Source organism: Halomonas salipaludis, from assembly GCF_002286975.1.
GTDB classification, from domain to species: domain Bacteria; phylum Pseudomonadota; class Gammaproteobacteria; order Pseudomonadales; family Halomonadaceae; genus Franzmannia; species Franzmannia salipaludis.
Genome location: NZ_NSKB01000008.1, coordinates 46,547 through 57,958 on the forward strand (window position 1 = coordinate 46,547; position 11,412 = coordinate 57,958).

The 11,412-nt window shown below is 65.3% G+C and carries 9 protein-coding genes; all 9 read left to right on the top strand.

The window, feature by feature from the left end; translation table 11 throughout:
• Positions 1-180 precede the first annotated feature (180 nt).
• Positions 181-1,590 (top strand): aldehyde dehydrogenase family protein, encoded by a 1,410-nt coding sequence (locus CK498_RS19750; protein ID WP_095622585.1) that lies wholly within the window; start codon positions 181-183, stop codon positions 1,588-1,590.
• 19 nt (positions 1,591-1,609) lie between these two features.
• The gene (locus tag CK498_RS19755) at positions 1,610-2,722 is read left to right on the top strand and encodes an NAD(P)-dependent alcohol dehydrogenase (RefSeq protein ID WP_095622586.1); all 1,113 of its coding nucleotides are present in this window, start codon (positions 1,610-1,612) and stop codon (positions 2,720-2,722) included.
• 245 nt (positions 2,723-2,967) lie between these two features.
• The gene (locus CK498_RS19760; protein ID WP_095622587.1) at positions 2,968-3,738 is read left to right on the top strand and encodes a crotonase/enoyl-CoA hydratase family protein; all 771 of its coding nucleotides are present in this window, start codon (positions 2,968-2,970) and stop codon (positions 3,736-3,738) included.
• A gap of 10 nt (positions 3,739-3,748) precedes the next feature.
• Positions 3,749-4,534: a 3-hydroxyacyl-CoA dehydrogenase gene (locus tag CK498_RS19765; protein ID WP_095622588.1), complete on the top strand. Its 786-nt coding sequence runs from the start codon at positions 3,749-3,751 to the stop codon at positions 4,532-4,534.
• 96 nt (positions 4,535-4,630) lie between these two features.
• A complete protein-coding gene (locus CK498_RS19770) occupies positions 4,631-6,511 on the top strand; it encodes an acyl-CoA dehydrogenase (protein ID WP_229359155.1) in 1,881 nt (626 codons plus the stop codon).
• 81 nt (positions 6,512-6,592) lie between these two features.
• The gene (locus CK498_RS19775; RefSeq protein ID WP_095622589.1) at positions 6,593-7,585 is read left to right on the top strand and encodes a helix-turn-helix domain-containing protein; all 993 of its coding nucleotides are present in this window, start codon (positions 6,593-6,595) and stop codon (positions 7,583-7,585) included.
• 69 nt (positions 7,586-7,654) lie between these two features.
• On the top strand, positions 7,655-8,575 hold the full coding sequence (locus CK498_RS19780) for a SphA family protein (protein WP_095622590.1): 921 nt from the start codon (positions 7,655-7,657) through the stop codon (positions 8,573-8,575).
• Between the two features lie 14 nt (positions 8,576-8,589).
• On the top strand, positions 8,590-9,813 hold the full coding sequence (locus CK498_RS19785) for an MFS transporter (RefSeq protein WP_095622591.1): 1,224 nt from the start codon (positions 8,590-8,592) through the stop codon (positions 9,811-9,813).
• An 87-nt stretch (positions 9,814-9,900) separates the two neighbouring features.
• The gene (locus CK498_RS19790) at positions 9,901-11,340 is read left to right on the top strand and encodes an amidase (protein ID WP_095622592.1); all 1,440 of its coding nucleotides are present in this window, start codon (positions 9,901-9,903) and stop codon (positions 11,338-11,340) included.
• Positions 11,341-11,412 lie beyond the last annotated feature (72 nt).

Here is an 11,412-nt window from a genome sequence, read left to right on the forward strand (position 1 = left end):
CAACTATATAATCTGGTCCAAGCGGCCGAGCTTGGCAAGTCGTCGTGCAGGGACCAACAAGAGGTCTGCAGGGATCGACAAGACGGGGAGGGCAGCACGCGGCAGGCTAGGTGCTGTACGCAGACAGTTTTCGTACACAGGCATGATAAATCCAAATAGCCATGCTGCAGGAGACACGCCATGACGCAGACACACACCTTCCACGCCCTGGTCGGCGGCCAGCTGAGCACGGGTAGCCGCCAGATGCCGGTGATCAACCCCAGTAGTGAAGAGGTGATCACCCACTGCCCACAAGCCACCTCCGAGGAGGTCGAGCACGCCATTCGCGTGGCACGAGAGGCCTGGCCTGGCTGGCGGGATACGCCCCTGGAACAGCGCCGCCGCGTGCTGCACGCCATCGCCGATCGCATCGAGGCGAACGCCGAGGAGCTGCAGCGCTGGCTCACCCTGGAGCAGGGCAAACCGCTGGCAGGGGCAGCCGTGGAGACCTCCCAGGCGCCCGCCATCCTGCGCTATTTCGCTGAAGCCGACCTGTCGCCGCGCACCCTGCAGGACGACGAGCAGCAGTGTGCCGAGCTACACCGCCGCCCGCTGGGCGTCGTCGCCGCCATCGTGCCCTGGAACTTCCCCCTGGTAATGGCCTGCTACAAGTTGGGCCCGGCACTGATTACCGGCAATGTATGCCTGATCAAACCGAGCCCTACCACCCCGCTGGCGACACTGCGCCTCGGCGAGCTGATTGCCGACTTGGTGCCACCCGGGGTGGTCAGCATCCTGCCGGATGGCGGGGATATCGGCCCCTTGCTGACCGGCCACCCAGACATCGACAAGATCTCCTTCACCGGCTCCACCACCACCGGGCGAAGCGTGATGCGCGCCGCCGCCGATAACCTGCAGCGCATCACCCTGGAGCTGGGCGGCAACGACGCCGCCATCGTGCTCGATGACGTGGACGTCGACGCCGTGGCACCGCAGCTGTTCGGCCTGGCCTTCGTCAACTCCGGCCAGGTGTGCATGTCGATCAAGCGCCTTTACATTCAGTCCGGCATCTACGAGCGCATGTGTGATGCCCTCGCCGAGCTGGCGCGCAACGCCAAGGTCGGCGACGGGCTGGATCCGGCTACCCAGTTTGGGCCGCTGCAGAATCGCAAGCAGTTCGAGACGGTGAAACGAATGCTCGAACTGGCACCACAGCACGGTCGAATCATTGCCGGCGGCCGTGCTTATGGGCCGGGGTATTTCGTCGAGCCGACGCTGATCCGCGATATCGAGGAGGGCAACCCGGTGGTCGACGAGGAGATCTTCGGCCCGGTTCGCTCGCTGCTGCGCTTCGACGACGTCGAGGATGCCATACGGCGCGCCAATCGCTCGCCCTATGGCCTGGGCAGCTCGGTATGGACGCGGGATAGCGCGCGCGGCAAGCAGATCGCCTGTCGATTGGAGAGCGGCAGTGCCTGGGTCAACCAGCACTTCGCCATGGCGCCGCACATACCCTTTGGGGGCCATAAACAGTCGGGGATCGGCGTGGAGTTTGGCGAGGCGGGACTTAACGAATACACCGCTATCCAGTCGGTGGTCGTTGCCAAATAACCCCTTGCAGGAGCACATTATGAATATCCATGCAGCCGTTACCCGCTCGCCTCGGGCGCCCTTCTCGCTGGAGACCTTGCAGCTCGAGCCGCCCCGCGCCGGCGAAATCCTGGTGCGGGTGGTAGCGACCGGCATCTGCCACACCGATATCGCCATGCGCGACCAGCTTCTCCCCACGCCACAGCCGGTGGTGCTCGGACATGAAGGATCCGGCATCGTCGAGCAAGTGGGCCCGGGGGTTGCCAAGGTCAAGCCTGGCGATCATGTGGTCATGACCTTCAACTCGTGCGGACACTGCCCCAGCTGCTTCGATGGCGAAGCCAGCTACTGCCACGAGTTCTTCCCACGCAATTTTCTCGGCACGCGAGCGGACGGCTCCAGTGGCCTGTCGAAGGATAGTGAGCCGGTGCATGGCAACATCTTTGGCCAGTCCTCCTTCGCCAGCCACGCCCTCTGCCATGAGCGCAATATCGTCAAGGTGCCGCAAACGGCACCGCTGGAGCTGCTCGGCCCCCTCGCCTGCGGCGTGCAAACCGGCGCCGGTGCAGTGCTCAATGCGCTTGGGGTCGTACCAGGCAGCAGCATCGCCGTGTTCGGGGTGGGCTCGGTGGGCCTATCGGCCATCATGGCCAGCGTGGTGGCGGGTGCGACCACGATCATCGCGGTGGATCGCCATGCGACACGCCTGGCCATGGCCGAGGAGCTCGGCGCCACCCACGTCTGCCTGTCTGACAATCCCGAAATGGAGCAACGCATTGTGCAGGTCACGAATGACCTCGGCGTCGACTACGCACTGGATACGACCGGTATCGCCGCGGTCATCCAGCAGGCGGTGGCCGTTCTGGCTCCGCGTGGCAGCTGTGGCATTCTCGGCGCCTCGGCACCGGGCAGCCTGATGGAGCTGGACCTGGCGCACATGATGTCGGCGGGCCGCAGTCTGCGCGGCATCGTCGAGGGAGACGCTCATTCCGATACTTTCATCCCCACGCTGATACGCCTTTATCAGCAGGGCCGCTTCCCGTTCGACCGGCTGGTCACGTTCTACGACTTCCACCAGATCAACCAGGCGATCGACGATGCCGAACACGGCCGGGTCATCAAGCCCATCGTTCGCCATTCCCGCGACGTCTAACCCGTCGACTTCTTGCCCCCATCACCAGGTGTTCACAGTACAACGGCAGCTTCGGTCTGCCGTTTTTTTTGGTATCTCCCGTCACTCTGTACACATGCTCCACCAAAGGTGTAATACCCAGTCAATGACCTGATGGACAGGATGGTGTAAAATCCACAATGTTTATCGATACAACAGTATGCCTTGTCAACTAGACTGTCAGCATCGCCCAATAACTCGTGAACCCTTCATCGCCGAGGCCCACCATGACCGAGCCCCTCGTCAAGACGTCACTGGACGACAGCATCTACACCATTACCCTGGCACGACCGGAAAAGCGCAACGCCGTGAGCGACCGCCTGCTCGGTGCCCTGGAGGAGGCTCTGATCGCCATTCCCGAGGGCACCCGGGTGATCATCCTGGCCGCCGAAGGCAAGCACTTCTGCGCCGGACTGGACCTCGCCGAGCACCAGCACCGCGACCCCTTCGGTGTGGTGCAGCACTCGCGCGGCTGGCACCGCATCTTCGACCGCCTGCAGAATGGCGGCCTACCGGTGGTCACCGCCATGCAGGGCGCGGTGATCGGTGGCGGCCTAGAGCTGGCCACCGCCACCCATGTGCGGGTCGCCGAAACCAACACCCTCTACCAGCTCCCCGAGGGGCGCCACGGCATCTTCGTCGGCGGCGGCGCCTCGGTGCGGGTGTCCTCTATCATCGGCCCCGGCCGCATGTGCGAGATGATGCTCACCGGCCGCGTCATGGAGGCCGACGAGGGCCAGCGTCTGGGGCTGTCCCACTACGTGGTCGGTGAAGGCGAGAGCCTCGACAAGGCGCGCCAGCTCGCCGCGCGCATCGCCGAGAACGCACCCATGGCCAATTGGGCCATGGTCTCCGCCATCTCACGCATCGACAACATGGCCAGCGACGATGGCCTGTTCGTCGAGTCGCTGACCGCGGCCCTGACCCAGACCAGCCCCGAAGTGACCGAGCGCATCGGCAGCTTTTTCAATCACAAGGGCCAGGGCCCACGCATCTGAGGAGAGCATCATGAAGTTCCAGGACAATAGCTTCATCGTTTCCGGTGGGGCCTCAGGGCTTGGCGAGGCCACGGTGCGCGCCCTGCACGGCGCCGGCGGCAGGGTCGTGATCGCCGATATCAATGCCGAGCGCGGCGAGGCGCTGGCCGCCGAGCTGAATGGCCAGGGCGCCGCGGAGCGCGTGCGCTTCCGGCGCACCGACGTGACCAGCGAAGCCGATGCCCAGGCCGTGGTCGACCTCGCCCTGGAAACCTTCGGCGGCCTGCAGGGACTGATCAACTGCGCCGGGGTCGGCGACCCCGCCAAGGTAGTCAGCCGCGACGGCGAGCCGCTGCCTCTCGAGGCCTTCTCGCGCATCGTCAATATCAACCTGCTGGGCAGCTTCAATATGCTGCGCCTGGCCGCCGCGGCCATGGCCAAGGGCGAGCCCCAGGCCGACGGCGAGCGCGGAGTGATCATCAACACCGCCTCGGTGGCCGCCTTCGACGGCCAGATCGGCCAGCCGGCCTACGCGGCCTCCAAGGGCGGCATCGTCGCCATGACCCTGCCCATCGCCCGGGAGATGGCGCGCCACGGCATCCGCGTAATGACCATCGCCCCGGGGCTGTTCAAGACCCCGCTGATGGAGTCGCTGCCGGAAGAAGTCCAGCAGTCGCTGGCCGCGTCCATCCCCTTCCCCAGCCGCCTCGGCGAGCCCGACGAGTTTGCGCGCCTGGCCTGCCATATCGTCGATAACCCCATGCTCAACGGCGAGACCATTCGCCTGGATGGTGCTATCCGCATGGCGCCGCGTTAATTAAGGCCACATTTCCAAGCATCGTCCGATGGAGGGCGCCGGGGGCAAGCTGACGCGAGGGTCCTATTCCAGGGATGGAATAGGTAGCGCCCAGGGATGGGTTCACAGCGCCCTCGCGAAGGCTTGCCGCCGGGGAAGCCCTCCCTCACCAAGCAACAGTCCGGCCAGCATCGCCACGAGGACGCCATCACCATGCTCGACTACCAAGCCCCCCTGCGTGATATGCAGTTTATCCTCGACGAGCTCGCCGGCCTGGAGGGCATCGGAGAGCTGCCCGGCTGCGAGGATGCCTCGCCGGATCTGGTCAGCGCCGTACTGGAGGAGGCCAGCAAGTTCGCCAGCGGTGTACTCGCCCCCCTCAACCAGGCCGGCGACCGCCAGGGCTGCCGCCTGGAAGGCGAGCGGGTGATCACCCCCGACGGCTGGCAGGACGCCTATGACCAGTTTCGTGACGCCGGCTGGATCGGTCTCTCATTGCCTCCGGTGCACGGCGGCCAGGGCCTGCCCAAGCTGGTCTCCACGCCGGTGTGGGAGATGTGGTTCTCGGCCAACATGGCCTTCGCCATGCTGCCCCAGCTCAACGTGGGCCAGACCGAGGCGCTGATGATCGCCGCCAGCGAAGAGCAGAAAGCCACCTGGCTCGACAAGATCGTCAGCGGCGAGTGGGCCGCCACCATGAACCTCACCGAGCCCCAGGCCGGCTCGGACCTGGCCGCCACCCGCATGCGTGCCGAGCCGGCTGGTGAAGGGCGCTACCGGCTGTTTGGGCAGAAGATCTATATCTCCTACGGCGAGCACGAGCTGACGCCCAACATCGTGCACCTGGTGCTGGCCCGGCTCCCCGACGCCCCGCCCGGCATCAAGGGGCTGTCGCTGTTCCTGGCCCCCAAGTACCTGCTCGACGAACACGGCGAGCCGGGGGAGCAGAACGATATCCGCTGCATCTCCATCGAGCACAAGATGGGTATCCACGGCAGCCCCACCTGCACCCTCAGCTACGGCGACGCTGGCGGCGCCCTGGGCTACCTGGTCGGCGAGCCGCACCAGGGGCTCAAGACCATGTTCGTGATGATGAACGACGCCCGCTTCAACGTCGGAGTGCAGGGCGTGGCACTGGGCGAGCGCGCCTACCAGGCGGCGCTCGACTATGCCCGCGAACGCGTTCAGGGCCGTGATATCGTGACCGGCGAGAGCGGCAGGCCGATCATCGTTCACCCCGACGTCAAGCGCATGCTGGTGTCGATGCGCGCCCGGCTGATGGCCATGCGCGGCTTGCTCTACACCGCCGCCAGTTGGTTCGACATCGCCCGCCACCACCAGCAGGCCGGGGTCACCGACAAGCACCGCCGCTACGTCGACCTGCTGATGCCGGTGGCCAAGGGCTGGTGCACCGAGGTCGGCAACGACCTCTGCGACGAGGCGATCCAGGTATTCGGCGGCATGGGCTTCGTCGAGGAGACCGGCGTCGCCCAGCTGTTCCGCGACGCTCGGGTCACCACCATCTTCGAGGGCACCACCGGCATCCAGGCCAACGACCTGCTGGGCCGCAAGATCCTGCGTGAGGACGCCGCCACCCTGCGCGAGCTGATTAGTGATATCCGCGGGACCGCCACCCAGCTCGCAGACCATCAGCGCCTCGCCGACCTGGCGGAACCGCTTGGCGACCAGGTAGCGCTTCTCGACGAAACCACCGACTGGCTGCTCGAGCACAAGGCCGATACCGCCAACCTGTATGCCGGCGCCGTGCCCTTGCTGCACCTGCTCGGCATCGCCTGCGGCGCCTGGCAGATGGCGCGCCTGGCACTCGCCGCCGACACCCGCATCGAGAAGGGGCAAGGCGACACCGATTATCTACGGGGGCTGGTGGCGCTGGCCCGCTTCTACATGGCCACCCAAGCGCCCCAGGCTCACGCCCACGCCCATGCCGTCCGCCATGCCGGGGCGGTGCTGAGCCGTTTTCCTGAGAGAGGGTTATGAACCGGGCCCACTAACCAAGCATCTCAAAGCCGAATAGCATGAGAGCAAATAATATAAGAACAGTGACGGAGGCGTTCCCTGATGCATACGACCGTCCCCTATACAGCAACGTTTTCGGGCTTTCGCCATCGGCAGAGCAGCGATGTCGAGGAGCATGCGCGACAGTTCAGTGGCTGGCAGTGCCGCTACGACCAGGTCACCCCCGGCCGTTTCGCCGGCAGCGTGACCGAGCTTCACCTGGAAGGCATGCAGGTGGCACGCGACCAGGCCAATCAGGCCATCGTCAAGAATGGCAACGCCTGGCCCAATGCGATTACCTTCAGCCTGCCACTCGAAACCAGAGATCCCGGCTTTCATTGCGATGGCCACGCCGTCAGTGGTCCGTGTCTGCTGACGGCCCATAGCGACCGGCTCCCCGAGGTGCGCGCGCCTGCCTATCTGGACCTGCTACGCGTCACCATCGACGAATCGCTGCTCGAGGAGGTGCAGGAACACCAGCAGCGCAGCCTGAACCTGCCCGCGGTGGCCCATTGCTACCGGCTGGCCAGCCACGTCGAGCGGGACGAGCTGATTCCGCTGGCACGCAGTCTGATGCAAGGTGCCAGCCCCCGCAGCCAGGCACTGTTGATCCACGCCGCCATCCGCAGCGGTTTCCGGGATATGATGCTGCTGCATCTGCTCGATCTGATCGACAACGAACGCATCACACTGCTGGCGCCCCATGCGCGCAAGCGTATCGTCGACCGCGCCTGCGACTATGCACTGGCGCATCGCGACGCCCCTCCCTCCATTGTCGATCTGTGCAATCGGGTCGGTGCCAGCCGTCGTAAATTGCAGTACTGCTTCCAGGAAACCCTGGGCATCAACCCGGTCGCTTACCTGCGTACCTTGCGCCTCAACGCCGCCCACCGCGACCTGCTACAGGCCGGCGGCACCAGGAACGTACAGGACATTGCCGCTCACTGGGGCTTCTGGCACCTGAGTCGCTTCGCCGCCGACTATCGCCAGCTTTTCGGGGAGTCTCCCTCCGCTACCCTGCAGCGCGCCAAGCGCGATTTTGCCGAATCCGGATAACCCTACCTCCAGCGCTCTCAGTAATGTGTTTGTTGACAACCACAACAAACACATCAAGAGAGTTGCCCCATGCGTTATTCCAATCTGAAATCCGCCCTTTTCGGCACCGCCCTGCTCTTCCTGTCCAGCAGCGGTCACGCCACGGAGAACGGCTCTCCCACCACGCCGGCGGGCCTGTACGACTTCGGCGCCGGCTTCACGCCCCCGCCTTCTCCTGTAGGCACCTTCGGCCTGCGTACCGCCTTCTACTCCGCCAACACGCTCAAGGACGGCAGCGGCAACGATCAGCCGGTAGACTTCTCCCTGGACCTACTCTCCATCGGACTGGCCTACCTGCGCATGACCGACCGGCAGATCCTTGGCGCCAGATACGGTTGGGGGGCAGTGCTACCGTTCTTCCATATGGACGCCTCACTCGAAGTTCCCACTCCCTTCGGCATTGTCTCCGACAGCGCCGAGGTGTTCCGCCAGGCCGACCTGCAGGTGCTGCCGCTGATCCTGCAGTGGAATCCGTCCCCCAATCTGGGCATCAATACCCAGTTCCAGATCCAGGCGCCTACCGGCGATTACGATCAGGATCGCCTGGTCTCCCCCGGCCTTAACCGCTGGGCCTTCTCGCCCATTCTCAATGCCACCTACATCACCGAGAGCGGCTTCGAGGTCTCCTCGAGCTTCCAGCTCGATTTCAATACCCGCAACCCCGACACCGACTATCGCAGCGGCGTGGAGTATCGCCATGACTTCGCCCTGGGCCAGCATATCGGCAGTTGGACGGCGGGAATCGGCGGCTACTACTACCGCCAGCTCACCGATGACGACGCCCCGGGGCTGACGGATGGCAACCGCGCCCAGGTGATGGCGCTGGGGCCGGCCATCAGCTTCTTCCAGCCCGGCCTGCCAGCGGTCTCGCTGCACGCCTACAAGGAGTTCGAGGCCCGCAACCGGGCCGAGGGCTATAGCGTGGCGCTGCGTATCGGCAAGACCTTCTGACCAGGAGTCTCATCATGACAGATCCTAATGTGAGTCCCCGTCAGGCCACGGGGCGGCGGGAAGGGGCGGTGATCCTGCTGGGCAGCAGCCTGACCATCGTCGGCTCGGTGATGGTAGCGCCGATTCTGCCCAAACTCTTCGCGGAGTTCGGCCCGGTGGAGCCCAAGGCGCAGCTCCTGGTGCCGCTAGCCATCACCGGCCCAGCCCTGGCGATCGCACTCTGCGCGCCTCTCGCCGGTTGGCTGGCAGACCGCTTCGGTCGCAAGAACCTGCTGATACTGGCCACCCTGCTGTATGCCCTGCTGGGCGCCACTCCAGCGTTGCTCAATGACCTCACCGCCATCGTCGGCGTGCGCCTGCTGTTCGGCTGCGCCGAGGCGGCGATCATGACCTGCTGCGCCACGCTGATCGCCGACTACTGGAAGGGCGAGGAGCGCTTGAAATACGTCAACTACCAGGTGGTCACCATCGGCGTGATGGGCGCCCTGTTCTTCGTCGTCGGCGGCGTTCTGGGCGAACACTCCTGGCGGTCGCCCTTCTATCTCTACCTGCTGCCGCTGCTGCTGATTCCCGCCATGCTGAAAGTGCTATGGGAGCCGGTCCGGCACACTCCCGGCCCCGCACAAGAGTTCCCCCTGGGGCGGGTCAACAAGGTCGCCCTGCTGGTCGGTTACCTGCTGATATTCTCCGGCATGGTACTGGGCTTCATCGTCACTGTGCAGACGCCGATCCTGCTGGTCGGTCTTGGCATCACCTCGAGCACCCTGATCGGCATGGCTGCCGGGTTCGGCCTGCTTTCCACGCTGATGGGCTCACTGTTCTGGCCGCTGATGCGCCGCCTGCTCGGCACCAGCGGCTGCAATGCCCTGCTACTGTCATTGATTGCCCTGGGGCTGTGGCTGCTGGCCAACGCGCAGAGTTACAACACGGTGCTACTGGGTGTCTTTATTCACGGTATCGGCGTCGGCATGCTGGTTCCCAACGCCATGGCGCCCGTGATGAATGCCCTGACTCCCCGAACCCTGGGCCGCGGCATGGGCGGCTTCACCGCCAGCCTCTACATCGGCCAGTTCGCCAGCCCCCTGGTAGTTGCCGCGGTGATCGCCGCCCTGGGCACCGACGTGCGCGGCGCGATCTCGGCGCTCGCCCTGGCCAGCCTGGGCGGCGCCTGCCTCTGGCTGCTGGCCCGGTTGCGCGCCAGTCGCTCAGCCCCGTCCACCCCGACCTCGGCCACTTGAAGCCCCCGGGCGCGCCGGTCTCGACTCCGCCGGCAACTGACTCTGCCAAGAGTGGCAATGTTCATCCCCCACTGAACAGGTAACACCATGCGCGATATCCAAACCTTGATCGATCGATCGGATGCCACGGCACTGGCGGCACTCATCAAAGGCGGCGACCTCCAGCCCGGCGAACTGCTGGAGGCAACGATCCAACGCCTGGAGAAGGTCGAGCCACAGCTCAACGCGGTAGCGGAAAAGCTCTATGATCGGGCCCGGGAGCAGCAGCCGGCAGCGGGGCCCTTCCATGGCGTTCCCACCCTGGTGAAGGATCTTTTCGCGCCTCTGGCCGAGGCGCGCATGACCAACGGCTCCCTGGCCCTGGGTGAAGCACGCCCGGGCATGGACGACGAAATGGTCAGCCGTCTGCGTCGGGCCGGCTGCGTCTTCCTCGGCACTAGTACCTCACCCGAGTTCGGCACCTCCTACAGCACCGAGTCGACCCGCTTCGGTGCCACTCGCAACCCCTGGAACACCGAGCACAGCGCCGGTGGTTCCAGCGGCGGTGCTGCGGCGCTGGTGGCCGCCAGGGCCGTCCCCTTCGCCCACGGCAATGACGGCGGCGGCTCTCTGCGCGTGCCTGCCTCCTGCTGCGGCGTATTCGGTTTCAAGCCCAGCCGTGGCTTGATGCCCAACGGACCACTCGCCGGCGAAGGCTGGGGCGGCATGGGCGTGGCCCATGCCATCACGCTCTCGGTTCGCGACAGCGCGGCGCTGCTGGATGCGACCGCCGGTGCCGACCTGGGGGCTCCCTACGCGGCCCCTGCCCGACCTTCCAGCTATGTCGAGTCGATGCAGCGTCCGTTGCGACCGCTCAGGATCGCCCTGGTAGAGCACCTCGACCCCTGGCCGTCGTCAGCGGAGGCCCTGGCGGCCGTGCGCCACTCCGCCACCCTGTGCGAGCAGTTGGGCCATCAGGTGATTCCCGCCACCCTGCCGGTCGACCTGCCCCGCTTCCTCGACCAGGCCTTCGATATCATCGGGCCCAACACCCGCAACTACGTCGAGCTGCTCGGGCAGATGCGCGGCGCAGCGGTCAGAGATGAAGAGCTGGAGCCGAGAACCCGTATCTATCTCAGGGAGAAAGGCGGCATCGGTGCCACCCAGTACATCCAGGCCATCGAGGGCATTCATGCCCTTGGCCGCACGCTGGCCAATTTCATGCGCGACTACGACCTGATCCTGACCCCGACGCTGACCCGCGAGCCACCGCGGATCGGCGCTATGGACGTCACCGACCCCAACGCTGATCTGGCAATGCTGATCGAGTGCTTCCACCGCTATTCACCGTTTACCGCCCTGTTCAATGCCAGCGGTCAACCCGCCATGTCGGTACCGCTGTACTGGACGAGCACCGGTCTGCCGATCGGCGCTCACTTCGCCGGCCGCTTCGGCGACGAAACGACCCTGCTGGCGCTAGCCCATCAGTTGGAGGCACTACAGCCCTGGGCGTCACGCCGTCCACCGCTGAACGCCTGCGCGGTGTAACCTTGCAGATCAGCTATGAAAAGACGCTCGCGTCAGCAGTCGCTTCGCAAAGATGCCCAATATGATGCACAA

What these genes read in the sequence shown, in the direction of transcription:
- CK498_RS19780 (WP_095622590.1), top strand. Translation starts at nt 7,655, where the DNA reads ATGCGTTATTCCAATCTGAAATCCGCCCTTTTCGGCACCGCCCTGCTC.
- CK498_RS19760 (WP_095622587.1), top strand. Translation starts at nt 2,968, where the DNA reads ATGACCGAGCCCCTCGTCAAGACGTCACTGGACGACAGCATCTACACC.
- CK498_RS19785 (WP_095622591.1), top strand. Translation starts at nt 8,590, where the DNA reads ATGACAGATCCTAATGTGAGTCCCCGTCAGGCCACGGGGCGGCGGGAA.
- CK498_RS19765 (WP_095622588.1), top strand. Translation starts at nt 3,749, where the DNA reads ATGAAGTTCCAGGACAATAGCTTCATCGTTTCCGGTGGGGCCTCAGGG.
- CK498_RS19790 (WP_095622592.1), top strand. Translation starts at nt 9,901, where the DNA reads ATGCGCGATATCCAAACCTTGATCGATCGATCGGATGCCACGGCACTG.
- CK498_RS19755 (WP_095622586.1), top strand. Translation starts at nt 1,610, where the DNA reads ATGAATATCCATGCAGCCGTTACCCGCTCGCCTCGGGCGCCCTTCTCG.
- CK498_RS19750 (WP_095622585.1), top strand. Translation starts at nt 181, where the DNA reads ATGACGCAGACACACACCTTCCACGCCCTGGTCGGCGGCCAGCTGAGC.
- CK498_RS19770 (WP_229359155.1), top strand. Translation starts at nt 4,631, where the DNA reads ATGGGTTCACAGCGCCCTCGCGAAGGCTTGCCGCCGGGGAAGCCCTCC.
- CK498_RS19775 (WP_095622589.1), top strand. Translation starts at nt 6,593, where the DNA reads ATGCATACGACCGTCCCCTATACAGCAACGTTTTCGGGCTTTCGCCAT.